This is a genomic window from Marinomonas sp. 63XJN7_9_ISO-PGPR-S23-217, assembly GCF_056173515.1.
In genome coordinates this window covers 3,190,654-3,209,073 of the sequence record NZ_CM149678.1, presented here as the reverse complement: position 1 = coordinate 3,209,073, position 18,420 = coordinate 3,190,654, and the positions used below count along the sequence as shown (strand labels likewise).

The 18,420-nt window shown below is 44.6% G+C and carries 17 protein-coding genes and 1 tRNA gene; 12 read left to right on the top strand and 6 right to left on the bottom strand.

The features are described from left to right. Positions 1-7: 7 nt before the first annotated feature. Complete coding sequence (locus AC0VYI_RS15010) at positions 8-1,474, bottom strand: alanine/glycine:cation symporter family protein (RefSeq protein WP_475443845.1); 1,467 nt, start codon at positions 1,472-1,474, stop codon at positions 8-10. Positions 1,475-1,678: 204 nt separating this feature from the next. Between AC0VYI_RS15010 and AC0VYI_RS15005 the strand changes: the two genes are divergently transcribed. Next, positions 1,679-2,551 (top strand): helix-turn-helix domain-containing protein, encoded by an 873-nt coding sequence (locus tag AC0VYI_RS15005; protein WP_475443843.1) that lies wholly within the window; start codon positions 1,679-1,681, stop codon positions 2,549-2,551. Between the two features lie 3 nt (positions 2,552-2,554). Here AC0VYI_RS15005 and AC0VYI_RS15000 read toward each other — a convergent pair whose 3' ends face one another. Together AC0VYI_RS15000 and AC0VYI_RS14995 are read right to left on the bottom strand one after the other, a co-directional pair. Then, positions 2,555-2,752: a DUF2986 domain-containing protein gene (locus AC0VYI_RS15000; protein ID WP_475443842.1), complete on the bottom strand. Its 198-nt coding sequence runs from the start codon at positions 2,750-2,752 to the stop codon at positions 2,555-2,557. Between the two features lie 139 nt (positions 2,753-2,891). Next, a tRNA-Leu gene (locus AC0VYI_RS14995) sits at positions 2,892-2,976 on the bottom strand. A gap of 179 nt (positions 2,977-3,155) precedes the next feature. Between AC0VYI_RS14995 and queA the strand changes: the two genes are divergently transcribed. The 5 genes from queA to secF all read left to right on the top strand — a co-directional run bounded on the left by queA (position 3,156) and on the right by secF (position 8,622). Next, on the top strand, positions 3,156-4,217 hold the full coding sequence (queA, locus tag AC0VYI_RS14990) for a tRNA preQ1(34) S-adenosylmethionine ribosyltransferase-isomerase QueA (protein ID WP_475443840.1): 1,062 nt from the start codon (positions 3,156-3,158) through the stop codon (positions 4,215-4,217). 32 nt (positions 4,218-4,249) lie between these two features. Then, the gene (tgt, locus tag AC0VYI_RS14985; protein ID WP_199474837.1) at positions 4,250-5,368 is read left to right on the top strand and encodes a tRNA guanosine(34) transglycosylase Tgt; all 1,119 of its coding nucleotides are present in this window, start codon (positions 4,250-4,252) and stop codon (positions 5,366-5,368) included. A gap of 75 nt (positions 5,369-5,443) precedes the next feature. After that, positions 5,444-5,770 carry a preprotein translocase subunit YajC gene (gene yajC / locus AC0VYI_RS14980; protein ID WP_067015003.1) on the top strand — a complete coding sequence of 109 codons (327 nt, stop codon included), beginning with the start codon at positions 5,444-5,446 and terminating at the stop codon, positions 5,768-5,770. Positions 5,771-5,847: 77 nt separating this feature from the next. Further along, positions 5,848-7,698 (top strand): protein translocase subunit SecD, encoded by a 1,851-nt coding sequence (gene secD, locus AC0VYI_RS14975; RefSeq protein ID WP_199474672.1) that lies wholly within the window; start codon positions 5,848-5,850, stop codon positions 7,696-7,698. Between the two features lie 9 nt (positions 7,699-7,707). Continuing rightward, entirely contained in the window at positions 7,708-8,622 is a 915-nt protein-coding gene (gene secF, locus AC0VYI_RS14970; RefSeq protein WP_199474673.1) for a protein translocase subunit SecF, read from the top strand. A gap of 145 nt (positions 8,623-8,767) precedes the next feature. Here the strand turns inward: secF and asd are convergent, their stop codons facing one another. Continuing rightward, positions 8,768-9,625 carry an archaetidylserine decarboxylase gene (asd, locus tag AC0VYI_RS14965; RefSeq protein WP_199474674.1) on the bottom strand — a complete coding sequence of 286 codons (858 nt, stop codon included), beginning with the start codon at positions 9,623-9,625 and terminating at the stop codon, positions 8,768-8,770. A 25-nt stretch (positions 9,626-9,650) separates the two neighbouring features. Continuing rightward, positions 9,651-11,135, bottom strand: a complete 1,485-nt coding sequence (locus tag AC0VYI_RS14960) for an HDOD domain-containing protein (protein WP_475443837.1) — start codon at positions 11,133-11,135, stop codon at positions 9,651-9,653. A gap of 95 nt (positions 11,136-11,230) precedes the next feature. Between AC0VYI_RS14960 and motA the strand changes: the two genes are divergently transcribed. Together motA and AC0VYI_RS14950 are read left to right on the top strand one after the other, a co-directional pair. Then, a complete protein-coding gene (gene motA, locus AC0VYI_RS14955) occupies positions 11,231-12,085 on the top strand; it encodes a flagellar motor stator protein MotA (RefSeq protein WP_199474676.1) in 855 nt (284 codons plus the stop codon). A 33-nt stretch (positions 12,086-12,118) separates the two neighbouring features. Further along, a complete protein-coding gene (locus AC0VYI_RS14950) occupies positions 12,119-13,030 on the top strand; it encodes a flagellar motor protein MotB (protein ID WP_199474677.1) in 912 nt (303 codons plus the stop codon). Between the two features lie 85 nt (positions 13,031-13,115). On the opposite strand, the gene rsgA is transcribed toward AC0VYI_RS14950, so the two are convergent. Next, positions 13,116-14,153 carry a small ribosomal subunit biogenesis GTPase RsgA gene (rsgA, locus tag AC0VYI_RS14945; RefSeq protein WP_475443836.1) on the bottom strand — a complete coding sequence of 346 codons (1,038 nt, stop codon included), beginning with the start codon at positions 14,151-14,153 and terminating at the stop codon, positions 13,116-13,118. Between the two features lie 74 nt (positions 14,154-14,227). Here rsgA and orn point away from each other — a divergent pair, with 74 nt between their 5' ends. The 4 genes from orn (at position 14,228) to AC0VYI_RS14925 (ending at position 18,404) form a co-directional block, all read left to right on the top strand. Next, entirely contained in the window at positions 14,228-14,779 is a 552-nt protein-coding gene (orn, locus tag AC0VYI_RS14940; protein ID WP_199474679.1) for an oligoribonuclease, read from the top strand. A gap of 79 nt (positions 14,780-14,858) precedes the next feature. Further along, positions 14,859-16,373 (top strand): NAD(P)H-hydrate dehydratase, encoded by a 1,515-nt coding sequence (locus tag AC0VYI_RS14935; RefSeq protein ID WP_475443834.1) that lies wholly within the window; start codon positions 14,859-14,861, stop codon positions 16,371-16,373. Between the two features lie 73 nt (positions 16,374-16,446). Beyond that, complete coding sequence (gene tsaE / locus AC0VYI_RS14930; protein ID WP_475443832.1) at positions 16,447-16,899, top strand: tRNA (adenosine(37)-N6)-threonylcarbamoyltransferase complex ATPase subunit type 1 TsaE; 453 nt, start codon at positions 16,447-16,449, stop codon at positions 16,897-16,899. A 176-nt stretch (positions 16,900-17,075) separates the two neighbouring features. After that, positions 17,076-18,404, top strand: coding sequence for an N-acetylmuramoyl-L-alanine amidase (locus tag AC0VYI_RS14925; RefSeq protein WP_475443830.1), 1,329 nt, complete (start codon positions 17,076-17,078; stop codon positions 18,402-18,404). The last annotated feature ends 16 nt before the right edge of the window (positions 18,405-18,420 follow it).

Genomic DNA, 18,420 nt, shown 5'->3' with positions numbered 1-18,420 from the left:
CTTGGGGTTACTGGTTAATGATTCCTGCTTTTAAGCCAGCGGTGTTTAGCTGCTGATCTTGGTTTGTTGGAATTGGCCATGCTGCTTTATCTAAATCCAGATCGGAGAATTGGCTGGCATCAAAAATAGGCTGTGTTATACCTGCTTGTATTTGATCGTCATAATCTTTGACCACCCGTCGGCTGATTTTGAATAACAGCGCTAAAGCAAACAGGTTTACCAGAGCCAATAAGCCCATGGTCAAATCTGCAAAAGCAAATACAGTGCCTAAATCCAACACGGCACCTAAGCAACAAAGACACACAATGGCGACACGAAAGCCATTCATTAAAAATTCATTGTTACGACTTTTCGTTAGGTAGCTTAGGCTGTTTTCACCTAAATAATAGTTATACAAAATGGTACTAAAGCCGAACAATAGTAAAGCGATGCTGACAAATATGCGGCCTGATTCACCGATATGGGTTGCCAGAGAGGCTTGTGTTAGTGCGACTCCATCGGCCACACTGGCGCTACTTGGGTCGTAAGCTGTACCCAATAGAATGATTAAGGCAGTACAAGTGCAGAGCACTATCGTATCGATAAACACTGAAAAAGCCTGTACCACACCTTGGTTTGCTGGATGAGGGACGAATGCTACGGCGGCAACGTTGGGGGCGCTGCCTAAGCCTGCTTCGTTCGAGAATAGGCCGCGTTTTACGCCCATTAAAATAGCAGCACCGACACCACCTGCAACAGCAGGTCCGAGGCCAAAGGCACTTTTAATAATCAACATCAAGGTATCTGGAATTGCGCTAATGTGCAGGGCTAATACGACGATAGCAATGAGTAGGTACCCACCTGCCATAATAGGAACCAATACCTCTGCGACTTTGGCGATGCGTCGAACGCCGCCAAATATGATTAAACCAACGATTAAGGCGAGAGCAATGCCACTATAAGACAATGGAATACCAAACGCGTCTTGTAGAGAGTTGGCAACGGCATAGGATTGTAATGCCGTAAAGGCAATGCCAAAGGTCGCTAATAATAACAGGGAGTAGAGTACGGAAAGCCACTTCCATTTGGCACCAAGGCCTTTAGCGATGTAATAGGCCGGACCACCACGGTAAGTGCCATCTGGCTCTGCGGTTTTATATACTTGTGCAAGTGTGCATTCAATGAAACTGGTTGCCATACCCATCAAGCCAACCACCCACATCCAAAAAATCGCACCCGGTCCACCCAGTGCAATGGCGACGGCGACCCCGGCAATGTTGCCCCCACCGACCCGTCCGGCCACGGATAGGATTAGTGCTTGGAATGAGCTTAAATGGCCATCACCTTCGTGATGCCGAGCGGTCAGAATGCCAAACATTTTGCCAAAATAGCGAAATTGCACAAATCGAGATGACACTGTAAACCAAACGCCAAGCCCGATTAGGACGGCAATTAGGACTTTGCTCCAGAGTAGGTCGCTAAGCATAGATAACATTTAACAGAACTCCTTTTCGGTATGAACCGATTTTATATTTTTTGTAGGAAGAGAGAGGTGTTATTGAACAAGAGGTGGGCGATTGTTAGAAGTTTGTAACTTTGTCTTTTTTGATGCGAATTGATGCTCTAATAGCGTCAATTAGCATCAGTTTTAGTTGTGGTTTTATGTTTGGGTGATTTACTATAAGCCGAATAATAATACATGAGTGAGTGGTGTATTGTTTTGCAATGGTTTCACTCAAGCCTTGAGAGTAATGTCACTGTGCCAGATAATTTTAAAGAAAATTTGCGTTTACTTTGTAGTTATTACAAATCCACTTCCGAGGTGTGTCGTCGTCTTGGTATCAACCGACCTCAGTTTAATCGCTATTTAAACGGCACTAATCGACCATCTGCTAACACGATGAGGCGTTTTTGTGAGTTTTTTGGGGTTGAGGAAAGTGAAATAACGTTACCTCACACTCAATTTCAACGGCTAGTGCAAGTTCGCCCCATTCATAAAGCCAATGCATCATCGATTTCTTTAGAGCAGCAGCACTGTGATAATCTGCAGCGCATCAGTTTGGCGGGTCAGGATAAATATCTTGGTTATTATTTTGAATACTACCTGTCCATGGCCTGTCCTGGGAAAATTCTTAGGACTTTGGTGTGTATTGAGTTGCGCAATGGAAAAATGTACTTCCAGCGAACGGAGCGTTTGCGAGAAGAGGGGCGAGCCAAACCTTTTCACGGTATTTATAAAGGGGTAGCGTACTTTTTAGCGGATCGAATTTTTTTGACGGACTACGAAACCCTAACGGGTCATGAAGTGACACAAACAATTTTGTTTCCTTCCTTTAAGAATCGTGTTGACCGATTGACCGGATTGAAACTAGGTGTGTCGGGCAGTGGTGAGCGGATGCCCTGTTGTGCAAGAGTGGTTTACGAGCATTTGGGTAAGCAAGTTAACAAACGTGAGGCTCTGGTTTTGTGTGGTTTGTATGATGCGGATAGTGAGCAGATTGATGCCAGTATTCGTCAAGCGATTGCTAATACTATTGCGCCAGGTGAGTGGCACTTTAGAGCGCGCTTTTAAGTGCTAATTTTGTTGTCGGTCTATTTTTTGAGTGTCAATTGTTTCAATGGAAGATGTTTGATTTTCGGTCGCTTCCGTTTCGAGTCTTGCTCGTTCTGCCTTAGATAGATATTTGGGTTTCGCTTTTGGGGGATTGGCTTTGCGATTTGCCTGTTTGCTGCGCTTGGTTAGTATGGCTTTTATTTTTTTACGGCGATTCATTATGCGTCCCTAGATGAGGCTGTGAGCACACTTTTTGGTTGTCTGACGTATTTATATACAAGGCTAGATATTTCTGTTACTGGGATGGTTTTCTAACGGCAAAAAAAAGCCCTAATCAACGATTAGGGCTTTCTTACGTTGGTACCAGTAGGCGGACTCGAACCGCCACACCCGAAGGCAACGGATTTTGAATCCGTCGTGTCTACCAATTCCACCACACTGGCCTTGAAAAAGGTGTTGCGTATTCTATTGGTTTTAAATGCGTTGTCAATGCTATTGCTAAATTTTTTGGCTTTTCTTTTCTTCTAGGTGGCTTTTCTCGCTTCTGATGCACATGGAACGTACCTTTTTGGCGAAAAATTCGCTAAAATACCGGGTCATTTTTCTAGGTCGTTTTCTTCGTATGCGTGTTTCTGATTATCACTTTGATTTGCCTGACTCTCTTATTGCCACTTACCCAACTCCAGATCGAACCTCAAGCCGGTTGTTAAAGCTTGATGGACCTACTGGCGAGCTGGCGCATTTGCAGTTTTCTAATGTGTTGGACTTAGTTCAGCCTGGTGATCTGATGGTGTTTAACAACACTCGAGTTATTCCTGCTCGTGTGTTTGGAGAGAAAGAGTCGGGTGGTAAAATCGAAATTTTAATTGAACGTATCATCAATGAGACCGAAGCGTTGGCTCATATTCGTGCGAGCAAATCTCCCAAGTCTGGTAGCAAGCTTTTTCTAGGTCAAGATAAGAACGAGTCGATTGAAGTGACGATGGTGGAGCGCTCAGGCGCCTTGTTTTACCTGGCTTTTAATGAGCCCGTTTTGCAAGTGCTTTCAAGAGTGGGCCATATGCCATTGCCTCCGTACATTGAGCGCCCTGATGAAGACAGCGACCAAGAACGTTATCAAACGGTTTATAATCAAAAGCCTGGGGCGGTAGCGGCACCGACTGCTGGTTTGCATTTTGATGAAACCTTGCTTGATAAGATTCACGCGAAAGGGGTGGATATTGCGTTTGTTACCCTCCATGTGGGAGCGGGAACGTTTCAACCCGTTAAGGTAGATCATGTTAAAGACCACATCATGCATGCGGAGTATGTGGAAGTCGAAGAAGCGGTGGTCGAGCAAGTAAAAGCCACAAAGGCTCGGGGGGGGCGAGTCATTGCGGTGGGCACTACCAGTGTGCGCAGTCTGGAGTCGGCCAGCCAAAGCGGTGAAATTAAGCCGATGAAAGACGATACCAGTATTTTTATTTATCCCGGTTATGAGTTTAAAACCGTTGATTGTTTGATAACGAATTTTCATTTGCCAGAATCGACACTGATTATGTTGATCAGTGCGTTTGCGGGTTATGAGCAGGTCATGTCGGCTTATAAAATGGCGGTGGAAAAGGAATATCGATTTTTTAGTTATGGCGATGCCATGTTTATAACACGTAATGCGCAGGCTAAAGGCCCGCAGAGTAAGGAATAAGACGTATGTCAGATAAACGTCCAGAATGTTTTATGGACTTCGAACTACACAAGACGTCCGGTAAGGCGCGTAGAGCCACATTAACGTTTCCTCGAGGTAAGGTTGAGACACCTGCTTTTATGCCTGTGGGCACTTATGGTTCAGTTAAAGGCATGTTAACCAAAGATATCGAAGAAATCGGTGCGGATATCATTCTTGGTAATACCTTCCATCTTTGGCTGCGCCCCGGTACGGAAGTCATTAAAGCCCATGGTGATTTGCATGATTTTACTCAGTGGAAAAAGCCCATTTTGACAGATTCTGGTGGTTTTCAAGTGTTTTCACTAGGGGAAATGCGCAAAATCACAGAAGAGGGTGTGAGCTTTCGTTCGCCTATCAATGGTTCTAAAGTGTTTTTGAGTCCTGAAATCTCTATGCAAGTGCAAAAAGATTTGGGTTCGGATATCGTAATGATTTTTGATGAATGTACGCCATACCCAGCAACACCAGAGAGTGCAGCAGCTTCCATGCGTATGAGTTTGCGCTGGGCGAAACGCTCAAAAGATGAGCATGGCGATAGCCCGTCGGCGCTATTTGGTATTATCCAAGGTAGCATGTATGAGCACCTTCGAGATGAGTCCCTTGAGGGATTAACGGAGATTGGTTTTGATGGCTATGCCATTGGCGGTTTGTCTGTTGGTGAGCCAAAAGAAGAAATGATGAAGGTGTTGGATTACGTGACGCCGAAAATGCCTGATAACAAGCCTCGTTATCTAATGGGAGTGGGTAAGCCAGAAGACTTGGTGGAAGGTGTGCGTCGTGGTGTGGATATGTTCGATTGCGTGATGCCTACGCGTAATGCCCGTAATGGACATTTATTTACTTCTGATGGTGTGGTGCGTATTCGTAATGCGACGAATCGCCACGATACGTCCCCATTGGACAAAGAATGTGATTGCTACACTTGTAAAAACTTTTCTCGGTCTTATTTACATCACTTGGATAAGTGTCAAGAAATGGTGGGAGCGCAATTAAACACCATTCATAACTTAAGATACTATCAAACCTTGATGGCGGGATTGCGTCTCGCGCTCGATGAAGGTAGATTTGACGCCTTTGTTGATGAGTTTTACGCGAAACGTGGGTTAGAAACGCCACCTTTGAGCGATTAGTAATCAATTAGCAAGATTTATGTCAATTTTTATCAAATTGATAACAGTTTTTTAAACCATTGGAGAGTTAATAACATGATCTCATTGATCTCATCCGCATACGCAGCCGATGCTGCACCAGCCAGTGCAGGTATTTTTAACCTAGTACTGCTTGCTGGTTTTGTCGTTATCTTTTACTTCCTTATGTGGCGTCCACAGGCGAAGCGTACTAAAGAGCATAAAAATTTGCTTGCTTCTCTGGCAAAAGGCACTGAAGTTGTAACAGGTGGTGGCTTGTTGGGGAAAGTGACAAAAGTTGAAGACAATTACGTAACGCTTGAAGTTTCTGAAAACATTGAGATGAAATTCCAAAAGTCTTCTGTAGCGGCTGTGCTACCTAAAGGAACACTGAAATCCATCTAACCTTTTTAGAAAAGCGCCTTGTTTAGGCGCTTTTCTTCTTTCATTCGTATTATTATTTTAGGTGTAAAGGATTCTTCATGCTCAACAAGTATCCCTTGTGGAAGTATCTCGCAATACTTTTCGTTTTGGCGGTGGGGATAGTCTATGCCTTGCCGAACTTGTATCCAGATGATCCTGCTTTGCAAATTTCTACTCAAAAAGCAACGACCGTCGTAAACGAACAGACATTGAAAAAAGTAGAGGCCGCTTTAGCTCAGGCTCATATTAAGTTGAAAAAAGCAGAATTGGAGTCTACTGGTGCTACCTTGCGTTTTTATAATGGTCAGGATCAATTAGCTGCCAAGCCTGTTGTGGCTGAAACTTTAGGGGACGGCTATGTTACGGCGTTAAACCTTGTGCCGACAACACCTACTTGGTTGAGGGATATTGGTGCGGGTCCAGCAAAACTAGGATTGGATTTGCGTGGTGGTGTGCATTTCTTATTGCAGGTGGATATGCCTGCTGCGTTGAAGCAAAAAATGGAAGTGGCTTCGAGCGAAATGAAAACAGATATGCGTCAAGAGCGCATTCGTTACCGTAGTGTGTCCATCAATAATGGTGTCTTGTCTATTCGATTCCTTAAGCAAGAAGACCGCACACTAGCTGAATCATTGTTGAAAGATAAGTTTAACCAATATGACTATACTGAACGCGACAGCGGTAAGGATTTTTACCTGGACGCGAAGTATACAGATGCAGCGCGTAAAGAAATTGAGTCTTATGCGATTCAGCAAAACTTAACCACTTTGCGTAATCGTGTAAATGAATTAGGTGTGGCTGAGCCATTGGTTCAGCGTCAAGGCAGTGATCGTATCGTAGTTGAATTGCCTGGTGTGCAAGACACAGCGGCAGCCAAACGTATTATCGGTGCTACGGCTAACCTTGAGTTTCATTTAGAGGCTGGCTTAGACCAAGATGGCTCTGATGTGGAAACTTTGCCATTTAGAAACAACAGTAACCGAACCGCTCGGTTAGACCGTGATATTATTGTCACCGGAGACAATGTCTCTGATGCGTCTTCGTCTTTTGATCAGAATGGGCGTCCACAGGTTAATATTAGTTTGGATTCCATCGGTGGTAAGAAAATGGCGCGTGTGACGCGTTCAGCCATCGGTCGCAATATGGCGGTGGTCTTCATTGAGCATAAAACGCGTAATATATATGTGAATAAAGATGGTAAGCTGACTCCTGTCCGTAAGTCATACGAACAAAAAAGTATTATTTCTCTTGCTACGATTCAGACGACGTTGGGGAACTCTTTCCGTATTACGGGATTGGATAGTCCGCGTGAGGCGTCTGAGTTGGCGCTATTGCTTCGTGCGGGTGCGTTAGCGGCTCCTATTTATTTTGTGGGTGAGCGTACTATTGGGCCAAGCTTAGGGGCGCAGAATATCCACTTGGGTATGCAGTCAGCGAAAATTGCTCTGTTGGTTGTTATGCTATTTATGTTGGCTTATTACCGATTGTTTGGTCTGTTCGCTAACATCTCGTTGGTTTTGAACGTGATATTGCTATTAGCTTGTATGTCTGTGCTGGGAGCAACGTTAACCTTGCCAGGCATTGCGGGTATTGTACTGACAATGGGGATGGCGGTGGATGCCAACGTGCTTATTTTCTCGAGGATAAGGGAGGAGTTGGGGAATGGTATGCCAAGCCATCAAGCAATTTATTCTGGCTTTAATCGCGCATTTGCCACCATTCTTGACTCGAACATAACGACTTTGCTGGTGGCGGTTATCCTGTTTGCCGTCGGAACGGGTTCTGTAAAAGGTTTCGCGGTCACATTATCTCTCGGTATTCTTACGTCTATGTTTACAGCGATTGTTGTAACGCGTGCCCAGATTAATCTGGTGTACGGTGGTACTAAGAATAAGAAATTGTATCTTTAGGGGAACGCCATGAAAGTGACAAAAATTCCATTTATGGAGATGCGCAAGATCGTGGCTTGTTTTTCGCTTGCGTTGATTTTGATCTCTATTGTTTCTCTTGCGACAAAGGGAATTAGGTTTGGCTTGGACTTCACAGGGGGAACTCTGATAGAGGTGACTTATAAAGAGGCGCCTGATCTAGTCCAGGTTCGTAAAATGTTAGATGCTGGAGGTTATAAGGATGTTGTTGTGCAGAACTTTGGTTCGCCAACGGATATCGTTGTTCGTATGGCGAACAAATATACTCCTGAATTAGGTGGACAGGTATTGTCAGCACTTCAAGATAACGGCAAAGTCTCAGTGTCTCTGGTTCGTTCTGAATTTGTTGGGGCTCAAGTCGGTAAACAACTGCGTGAGCAGGGCGGCTTAGGGATGTTGCTGGCTTTATTGGTTGTGATGGTCTATGTCGCTATTCGCTTCCAGTTTAAGTTCTCTGTGGCGTCTGTTGTGGCTTTGGTTCACGACGTTATTATCACTTTAGGCTTTTTCTCATTTTTCGGTTACGAGTTTGATTTAACGGTATTGGCGGCTGTGCTTGCACTGATTGGTTATTCCTTGAATGATACGATCGTAGTCTGTGACCGGATTCGTGAGAACTTTCGTATCATGCGGGATACGACCCCTCACGATTTGATTAACGTATCCATTAACCAGACATTGAGTCGTACTATCGTGACGTCTTTGACGACATTATTCACGGTTGTTGTATTGTTTTTCTGGGGAGGGGAGTCAATTCATAACTTCTCTTTAGCTATGATCGTTGGCATTACCATTGGTACGTATTCTTCTATTTTTGTGGCGGCAAATTTATTGTTGACCATGAAGGTCTCTCGTGAGGATTTGGTGCCAGCACCAAAACCTGAGTTTGAAGATGAACTGCCATAAGTTTTGCTAGATAAGTAGTTAGCATCTTTGCAAATTGATGAGTCAGCCTTTAGCGGACTTGTTAACTGAAAGGCCTGTAACGATTGTTATAGGCCTTTTTTTGATCTATGGTCGAGGGGTATAGATGAAGGGGAGTGGGAGGGGGTTACTTGATAACGGTGCCGAACTTCATGCCCATTTTGGTTTTGCTGTCAGCCTGAAGGTTTTCCTCCCATTTCACGGCGTCTTTGCCGAATAGCACAATGGCTGTTGAGCCTAGTTTAAAACGCCCCATTTCCTCTCCTTTTTGGATTTCAATGTTGCTTAGGTCTTGATAGTCCCAAGTGACCACGTTTTTGTTAAATGGTGTGACTTGGCCTGCCCAGGTGGTTTCAATGCTTGCCACAATCATTGCGCCAACTAATATTACCGCCATTGGGCCAGCTTCTGTGTCAAATAGGCACACGGTGCGCTCGTTGCGTGCGAATACACTTGGAATTTGCTCGGCTGTTACCTTATTGACCGAGAAGAGTTTGCCTGGAATGTGGATCATCTTAGTCAGTTTGCCTGTTAGAGGTATATGCACTCTGTGGTAATCTCGAGGAGATAGGTAGACGGTAGCAAAAGAGCCGCCTAGAAACTGGTCTGATAGTGCTGCATCCCCACCAAGAAGGGAGGTGAGGCTATAAGTGTGACCTTTTGCCTGATAAAGTGTGCCATATTCGATTTTGCCAATTTGGCTGATGGCGCCGTCTGCAGGGCAAACGATGCTGTTATCTTCATCGCAAATTGGGCGTAATTCTGGACGAATAGCGCGAGTGAAAAAGTCGTTGAAGTTGCGATAAGATAACGCGTTGCTATTGACGGCCTCTGACATGTCGACTTGATATTTTTTGACGAACTGGCTAATGAAAGTATTTTTTACCCAGCTTGTTTCGCATTCAGCGATTTTGCCGATCAATCTGGATAGGGTTTTTTGAGGGGTGATATGTTGTGCAAAGGCAAATATTTGATCTTTTGTCACGGTGTATATGTCCTAGTTTTTGTGTTTATTTTGCGAGATAGCTGATTAATTGCACTACCTGCTTTAAATAGTTGTAGTCGCTTTCTGTGAATGGGGAGCGGGACGCTAACCATAGAATATGAATTTCGTCTTCTGCGACAGTGGTAGAGGCAAGCATTAGATGGTCACTCCTGCTTAAGAGTTTGCTTGCATTGATGGGAAATTCGCTAGCAAGACGTGTCAATTTGTCGCCGCTCAGTTGAACGGCGGACCTTTTTTGCGATAATTTGCTAAATATGCTGGAAGGGCTGTTCCAAGTCACGGCTTTTATTTTATCTGTCTCATAGCCTTGTTGAAAGAGTGGGCTTATTTTTCCTTTGCTGTACTTTAATATGATGGTGCGTTGATCGCGTTTAATTACTTCGTTTAATGCTTTTAGAGTGGCTATGGCCTTGTGCTTGGGCTGTACATCATTGCTCTTACAAAGAGCCTTAAGTGAGCTTAACGCAGATGGTTTCTTTTGAACTGCTTTTAGCTTGACACCGAATGTTTCATCTTTAGTGTACAGGGTAGGTGACAATAATTGGCATGCTAAGGGAATTTTACCTCTGTTGGGATAAAGAGTAGCGGCCTCTACACTGGCACTATGAGTGAGTTGAATGGTGCGTCCTAGGTGGCAGTGAATAACGGTCGAGATCACTCGATAGTAAAAGGGCAATGTTTTTGCCTGCCAGCCATAAGTAGCAGCCTCATGGGCAACCTTGCTTGCGCAATAGGAAAAAATAAGTGGACTGTTGGCTAGTAGTGTTAAGCGTTTGTCTTCCGTATACTTGGGTAGCTCCTCTGGGTTATGAGTATGCTGAGCAAGCTCTTGAAGTTCTTTGGTTGAGGGGATAAATTTGGTGATAAACGAGTGGATGATGTTGATTGGGGTTCCCCAATACTTGCTTATGTGTACTGTAATTTCATCCATTCGACATCCTAGGATATCGCTTTCGGCTTGGTTGGCTTTTTCACCTTCAAGAATTTTTTTCTGTAGCATACGCATGGTTGGGTGGCAGTAAAACCACATTAGCCAGCGTGGAGTATCACGAAAAAAAGTGGTCCAAAAAATGTCTTCTTCGTGGCTCGCACGTTTTTCAATTGCCCAGCGTTTTGCTATGGTTGCAGCCTCGTAGCTAGATTGAATTTCTCTTACCATAGCAGCATGAGCTGGGTCTTTTGCTAAATGTTCATAAGGCACCAAATTTTTCAGCACAGCAGTGATGCCATTCATGCCAATCATCGCGGCGGCATGATGGGGGGTTTTTATGTCACTTCGTTTGTTCGGTACCGATTTGTTGGCTTCATTTAAAAGAGCAAAAGCAATAAATGGTTCAGATGCTATATTTGTTTGTAGGCGGTCAAGAGCCTCATCCGGTGTCTTGGTTTGGTTTTTTAGGCGCGCTAAATTACCTTTCTTGACAGGGAATTTTTGTTTCTTGAGAAAATCTAGCCACTCGTTGAGGCCAAAAGGGGGCTTTTTATCCATAGCTGTTTATTTTAAAGACTCTTAAATGCTTTATATTATTAATCATACTGTATATTTAGAAATGAGCATACTTTGACTGTACTAAGGAAAAAAATATGTTTGCGCTAGCGGGCATTCTAATTGTCATTATTAGTGTTGTGACAGGTTACCTAGCTTCCCATGGTAATCTTTTAGTGTTATGGCAGCCGTATGAGCTGCTTATTATTTGTGGTGCTGCGCTAGGGTCTTTTATGATGGCGAATCCGTTTTCGCTGCAAAAGAAAGTGCTCTTTATGTTGCCCCAAGTGATAAAAGGCAGTCGCCATAATAAAGTTTTTTATTTGCAGCTACTAGGTTTGGTCTATTCACTGTTACAAAAAAGTCGTCAGAATGGCTTTTTGTCCATTGAGGAGGATATTGAATCTCCCTTTACGAGTGAGCTGTTTAATCGTTTTCCTGATGTAATGCAGGATCATGAAGTGGTGAACTTTTTAACCGATAATTATCGGGTGTATACGCTAACCGGTTTGCCCGCTTATGAGCTTGAAGCCATTATGGATTCAGAAATTGAGCAGATAGCGGAAGAGTTGTTAGCGCCAAGTCATGCACTAAATCGTGTGGCAGAAGCTTTGCCTGGGTTTGGTATTGTGGCGGCGGTATTGGGTATTGTGATTACGATGGGGGCCATCGGTGGGCCAATGGAAACCATCGGTAATCATGTGGCGGCAGCACTGGTTGGGACCTTCTTAGGGATTTTCTGTGCTTATGGTTTTATTGGGCCTGCGTCTGCACATCTGGAGAGCTTGGGGACTCATGAACTCAAAGCTTACTTGTGTATTAAATCGTGTTTGATCTCCGTTGTGTCGGGATATGCGCCTCCTGTTGCTGCGGAAACGGGGCGTAAGTTATTGCCGCCTGATATGCGTCCCAGCTTCATCGAGCTTTCTGACGAGCTGAAGCAGTATAGATGATGAGTCCTGTTAATAGGCTGATGAGGTGCGTATATGGATCGTGATGGTCTTGTCATTCGTCGTGTCAAAAAAGTAAATAAAGGGGGGCGCCACGGTGGGGCTTGGAAGATTGCCTTAGCCGATTTTGCTTTGGCAATGATGGCGTTTTTCTTGGTGCTTTGGGTTATTAACGTGTCTTCTCCACAGCAATTAGCGGCTATTCAGGGTTATTTTAATGATCCAATGGGTCCCTCAACAGCAGGGTACAGTGCAAGCCCTATTGACCTTGGTGGGAGTCCAGCTAAGAGTAATCAGAAAAAGCTTGATCTTCAGTTACCACAACCTGGAAGTACTGCCAAACCCACTAAAGAACTAAAGCGTGATGTTGGTGGTGGTGTGAAGAGTGAGGATCAAAGTGAGCAACAGAAAGAGGAGCTTGCTAAGAAACTACAAAGCATGGATATTATCCAAGCGAATAAGGACAATATTAAGATTGATATTACCCCAATGGGGGTGCGTATAACCTTATTAGATGACCCTAGAGACCCCATGTTTGAACGGGGTAGCGCTCGCATGATGCCGGATATGGTAAATACATTGCTGTCTATGTCGCGTTTTTTTAATACGGTGAGTAATCCTATTTCGATTACGGGGCATACAGATGCAACGCGTTATAACGATAAGAGTAGGCTGGATAATTGGGATCTATCCTCCATGCGAGCCAATGCGGCGCGCAGGATATTGGAAGAAGGTGGTGTGAAAGACAGTCGCATTGCTCAGGTGATTGGTCTATCGGATACGGTTCCTTATAATCGTTTTAATCCGGACAGCCCGCAAAATCGACGTATTAGTATTACCTTGTTAACAGACAAGGCTTATAAGGCTCTATTAGAACGTAATCGTTTGAATTATGGTCCTTCTGTTAAGCAATCGGATTACGATTTGACTCCTCAAAATGTTTTTTAGGCAACTGCGCTAGATTTGTAGGTAGTACGAAAAACCATTAAGGGGTAAACGCTTAATGGTTTTGTGCTTTTAAGGTGAGGGATTTCTAAAAAGTGGCGTTGTTATCTCGGATGGATTGTTTGATGCGCAAATAGCTTTCAAAGCGTTGTGTAGATATTTTACCTGCTTCTAGAGCCTTTAAAATTGCGCAGCCTGGTTCTTTTTCATGGGCGCAGTCGCGAAAGCGGCAATAGCCAATGTGCGGTCGAAACTCGATAAAACCATTTAATAACTCTTCTTCTGAGATATGCCAAAGCCCAAACTCTCGAATGCCTGGAGAGTCAATCAAATCTCCACCTTTGGGCATATGAAATAAACGAGCGGTTGTGGTGGTATGTGTGCCTTTTTTGCGCTTCTGAGACAGTTCTCCCACGCTGATATCGATACCAGGTAGTAAAGTGCCAATGAGGGAGGATTTACCTACCCCAGATTGACCGACAAAGACGCTGGTCTTATTACTTAAAAAATCGTAGAGGGATTCCATGCCTGCTTGATGGGCAATAGATGTGCGAATGATGGGGTAGCCAAGTGATTCGTAAGTGCTCATCAATGTATCTAATTGAGTTTTGTTAGACTCATTAATCAGGTCACTTTTATTGAGTAAAATGACCGGAGGAATACCGACTGTTTCTGCTGCTACCAAATAGCGATCAATCAAGTTGGCATGTGCGACGGGCTCAACAGCAATAACAATAACAATATGATCAATGTTAGCGGCAACGGGTTTGAGTCGCCCATGCATATCCGGGCGAGATAGGGATGTTGTGCGTGGGGTAGTAGCGACCACAACACCGCCTTCATTTTGTTTTGGTCGCCATACGACTCTATCACCTGTAACCAGTTGTCCTAGATTTGCACGCATATTGCAGCGTGTTGCTATGCCTAGAAAAGGTGCTTGAGTACCTTCGACTTCGACTTGAGTGCCAAAGTGAGACAAGATAACCCCTTCTGTCTCCGGGCCAAGGTCAGAAGACTGTAGTGTTTCTTGGGCTCGTTCATCGCGTTTTTTTGTACGTTCAACGCGTTCTTTTTGTATGCGCTCGATGCGCCAAGTTTGCTGTTTTGTAAGTTTTCTCTTCGACATTCTATTCAGCTGGTCATAAAGTAAGGCGCATAGAGTATAATGCTTGGCATTGATAATAAAGGATTTGGCAGCAGATGAGCTTTAGTAATGAAAATTTAGTGTGGATTGATCTGGAAATGACCGGATTGGATCCTGAAAAAGAGACAATTATAGAGATTGCTACCGTCGTAACCGATAAGCATTTAAATATCTTGGCAAAGGGGCCTAACTTGGCCATTCATCAAGAAAAAGCGGTGATGGATGCGATGGATGAGTGGTGTACCAAACATCATGGTGACTCGGGATTAACGGCGCGAGTCTTATCATCCAACATTAGCATGCAACAAGCCGAAGCCGAAACGATTGCGTTTTTAGAGCAGTACTTGCCATCTGGAGCATCGCCAATTTGCGGTAACAGTGTGGGGCAAGATCGTCGCTTTTTGTATCGTTATATGCCTAAGTTAGAAGCCTTTTTTCATTATCGGTATATTGATGTCAGCACTATTAAAGAATTGGCGAAGCGCTGGAAGCCTGAGGCATTAGAAGGCTTTAGCAAGCAGGGCTCTCATTTAGCGCTAGATGATATTCTAGAGTCGATTGGTGAGTTGGCTCATTATCGAAAAACAGTATTTGGTTTGGAGGAATAGGCGCCAGAGTCACCTTGTTAGTCATTTTGGGTGGGGTTTTACGTAATGGTTTTCCGTCGAATGCTAAAAGGAGAATGGTATGAGTGAGAGTATTGGAGGTTATCCTGTTCGTGCTTTATTCGATGTGAAAACCATACGAATGATAGAACAACAGCTTTTTGGGGTATTTGATAGCTTTGAAGTAATGGCGCAGGCTGCTAATGCTTTGTATAAGCGAGTCTTTCAGCGTTGGCCGCAAGTACAGCGTTTTATTATTGTGGCGGGTAGTGGCAATAATGGTGGTGATGGTTTGTTGTTTGCTGGCCTGCTGCAAGAAGCCGGGTATAGTGTTTGTGTATTAGATTGTGCTTTAAGAACTCGACAGGGCGATGCACTTAAAGCGTATGAGTTGGCTTTAAGGAAAGGTGTTGTGTGTCAAGGTTTTGCTGATGGCGTGGTGCAGTTTGATGAGAGTGAACTTGAAAATGTCGTTGTTGTCGACGCGTTATTAGGGATCGGGGCACGATTGCCACTGAGTGAAGAGGTAATTAAAGCGGTTCAATGGATGAACAGTGCGCATGTACAGGGTGCCCATTTGGTGGCGGTTGACATGGCAACAGGTGTTGACTCCGATACAGGGTATGCTGGAGAGCATGCCGTAATAGCGGATCTTACTGTCTCTATGCTTCAGCTTAAGTTGGGAAATGTGCTAGGTAAAGGGGGCGTTGCCTCTGGAGAATTAGTGCTTGAATCCCTTGGCTCATCGTCTATGCTTCCTGAGCCAACAGCATACTGGCTTGAGGTCGAGCGTTTAGATCATCGATCGCCTTGCTCTCGACCAAAAGACTGTCATAAAGGTATGTTTGGCCATGTGGCGGTGGTTGGTGGAGATTATGGTTTTGGTGGTGCAGCCATTATGGCCAGTGAAGCCGCTGCTAAGGTGGGCGCAGGGACCGTTGGGCTGTTAACGCGAGATGAACATATAGCGGCTTCGCTTTCAAGAAACCCGAATGTAATGGCGTTGTCGTCAGAGGTGGAATCCGCTGCACAGCGTCTATTGCGTCATCATTCTATTTTGGTAATAGGGCCTGGTTTAGGGCGAGAGCAATGGGGCAAGATATTATTTAAAGACTGGTTGGCCCTCGCGTATACAAAGGGGTGTCCTGTTGTGCTTGATGCCGATGGTTTGTTTTGGCTGGCTCAAGCAGGGGAGGTTGTGTTGCCGAATGGTTCTGTCCTGACGCCGCATCTTGGTGAGGCTAGTCGTTTATTGGGTTGCTCCGTTGATGATATTCTGAAAGACCCCATTGATGCTTGTTTGGCGCTAGCGAAACGATACAGTTGCTCGGTGGTGTTGAAGGGAACGACAACCATTGTGTCAGATGATTCTGGTGCTGTCTATGTGACGGGTAGATCTGAGCCTATGTTGGCAAAAGGCGGCTCCGGAGATGTGTTGAGTGGTATGTTGGGGGCTTGTTTGGCTTACTATTCTAGCGCGCTAACGGCATCTGTTGTTGCAGTTGCTTGGCATAACCATGCGGCAGGATTGTCAGCAAGGGCGTTGGGTGAGCATAGAGCACAACCTTGTGATTTATTGGATTATGTTGACAGATAAGTCTTTGTGTCTATTTGGTTGGCGTGTCTTAGGTTTCTGATGTAATTAAGATGCTGGAGAGGATGGCTGTATAATGCTGGTTGAGCGAGAGGTATTTGGTGAAGAGGCTATGCTGGCATTTGGTCAGAGCTTGGCTGAACATCTCAAAACAGGTGCTGTTGTTTATTTAGACGGGGATCTAGGGATGGGCAAAACCACTTTGGTTAGAGGTTTGTTGCAAGGGCTTGGCTATGTTGGGCCAGTGAAAAGTCCTACTTATACCCTTGTCGAGCCCTATGAAGTGGCAGGATTAGAGATCTATCATTTTGATTTATATCGATTAGGTGATCCTGAAGAGTTAGAGTATATGGGGATTCGCGACTATTTTGGTGGCAATAGCTTGAGTTTGATCGAATGGGCTGAATTGGGTGCCGGTGTGCTGCCAGCAGCTGACATAATTGTGCGTTTAAGTTTGATAAGGCAAGGTCGCTATGTGGAAATTAAAGCCAATTCTCCTCATGGGGAAGCTTTGCTAGTAGGAATGTAGGATGTGTCGTTTGATCGGAGTGGGAAACTGTTGCCTGCTCTCGGTCAAGTATTTTGGGAAGGAGTAGGGAGAGTAAGTTATTTATACATTATCTGGCGAAGTCTTTGTTCTTGCTAAGATTGAGATCCCGCTGATCACCAGTTATAGTGTAACAATATACTGGCTAGCTGTCTGATATGCATAATAAATTTCGTAATCTTCTGTTTGTTGTTAGTTGCCTTGTTCTGTTGTTTGTTTCAATGCGGGCTTCGGCCGGTGAAATACGAGATATTCGTGTTGCACAACAAGAAGGCGTCACTCGTATTGTGTTTGAATTATCCAAACCAGCTGAACACCGTTTGTTTCCTCTCTCTAACCCAGATCGTGTTGTGCTCGATATAAGCAACATAGCTCTGAGTCAGGATGTGGTGAACAGTTTGTCAGCGTTGTCTTCTGATGTTCTTATGCGTGTCCGCTATGCTCATCGGCATGATGGTGTGCGCTTTGTGCTTGATCTTTCTAAAAAAGTGAGAGCAAAGAGTTCTGTGCTTGCGGCTTCTGGGCAGTATGGTCCGAGAATTTTGGTGGAGCTGGAATCTGGCCCGAGTAAAACCATTTCTTCAGTAAAAAATTTAGCAAAGCTGTCTGATGGTAAGCGCGATATTGTGATTGCTATCGATCCAGGTCATGGTGGCAAAGATCCTGGAGCATTGGGTAAATACCGTGTCAGAGAAAAAGATGTGGTGTTGTCGATTGGTAAGGAGTTGGCAAGGCAAATTAATCGAGTAGAGGGATATAAGGCGGTATTAACGCGTTCTACCGATGAGTTTATTAAATTGCGGGATCGTTCGCGCATTGCTCGTGAGGCTAATGCCGATTTATTGATTTCTATTCATGCGGACTCCTTTACTAACGCCAGTGCCCGAGGAGCATCTGTTTGGGCGTTGTCATTAAGCGGGAAGAGTTCCGAAATGGGGCGTTGGTTGGCTCAGCAGGAAAATGCAGCGGACTTAGTCGGCGGTATTTCTTTGGATGATAAAGACCAAGTCTTGGCAGAGGTGTTGTTAGATATGTCCATGAATTCGACGATTCAGATGAGCTTGAATGTCGGAGAGAGTGTGTTGAATGATTTGGATAGTGTGGCCAAATTACATAAAAGCTCGGTTCAGCAGGCGGGTTTTGTTGTGTTAAAATCGCCGGATATTCCATCTATTTTGGTGGAAACAGGGTTTGTGTCCAATAGTACTGAAGCTAAAAATCTTGCTAGCAAAACCTATCGTTACCAATTGGCAAGCGCTATCGCCTCCGGTGTTATTTCCTATTTTACGCAGAATGCGCCTAAAGGGACGTTAGTTGCATGGCAGCAAACCCATCGCAGTGGTGAGACCTATACGGTCACCAAGGGGGATACGTTGTCGGATATTGCGCGTCGCAACCGAATATCTGTAAAGTCTCTTCGAGAGGCAAATACCTTGAAAAATGATGTGATTTGGGTTGGGCAAAAGCTGCTTATTCCCGCAAGTTGATTTCTAAAAAGTGCCC

Bases quoted from the DNA above. Each gene is read 5' to 3' on its own strand.
- AC0VYI_RS15010 (WP_475443845.1), bottom strand. From the start codon at position 1,474: ATGTTATCTATGCTTAGCGACCTACTCTGGAGCAAAGTCCTAATTGCC.
- AC0VYI_RS15005 (WP_475443843.1), top strand. From the start codon at position 1,679: ATGAGTGAGTGGTGTATTGTTTTGCAATGGTTTCACTCAAGCCTTGAG.
- AC0VYI_RS15000 (WP_475443842.1), bottom strand. From the start codon at position 2,752: ATGAATCGCCGTAAAAAAATAAAAGCCATACTAACCAAGCGCAGCAAA.
- queA (WP_475443840.1), top strand. From the start codon at position 3,156: ATGCGTGTTTCTGATTATCACTTTGATTTGCCTGACTCTCTTATTGCC.
- tgt (WP_199474837.1), top strand. From the start codon at position 4,250: ATGGACTTCGAACTACACAAGACGTCCGGTAAGGCGCGTAGAGCCACA.
- yajC (WP_067015003.1), top strand. From the start codon at position 5,444: ATGATCTCATTGATCTCATCCGCATACGCAGCCGATGCTGCACCAGCC.
- secD (WP_199474672.1), top strand. From the start codon at position 5,848: ATGCTCAACAAGTATCCCTTGTGGAAGTATCTCGCAATACTTTTCGTT.
- secF (WP_199474673.1), top strand. From the start codon at position 7,708: ATGAAAGTGACAAAAATTCCATTTATGGAGATGCGCAAGATCGTGGCT.
- AC0VYI_RS14960 (WP_475443837.1), bottom strand. From the start codon at position 11,135: ATGGATAAAAAGCCCCCTTTTGGCCTCAACGAGTGGCTAGATTTTCTC.
- motA (WP_199474676.1), top strand. From the start codon at position 11,231: ATGTTTGCGCTAGCGGGCATTCTAATTGTCATTATTAGTGTTGTGACA.
- AC0VYI_RS14950 (WP_199474677.1), top strand. From the start codon at position 12,119: ATGGATCGTGATGGTCTTGTCATTCGTCGTGTCAAAAAAGTAAATAAA.
- rsgA (WP_475443836.1), bottom strand. From the start codon at position 14,153: ATGTCGAAGAGAAAACTTACAAAACAGCAAACTTGGCGCATCGAGCGC.
- orn (WP_199474679.1), top strand. From the start codon at position 14,228: ATGAGCTTTAGTAATGAAAATTTAGTGTGGATTGATCTGGAAATGACC.
- AC0VYI_RS14935 (WP_475443834.1), top strand. From the start codon at position 14,859: ATGAGTGAGAGTATTGGAGGTTATCCTGTTCGTGCTTTATTCGATGTG.
- tsaE (WP_475443832.1), top strand. From the start codon at position 16,447: ATGCTGGTTGAGCGAGAGGTATTTGGTGAAGAGGCTATGCTGGCATTT.
- AC0VYI_RS14925 (WP_475443830.1), top strand. From the start codon at position 17,076: ATGCATAATAAATTTCGTAATCTTCTGTTTGTTGTTAGTTGCCTTGTT.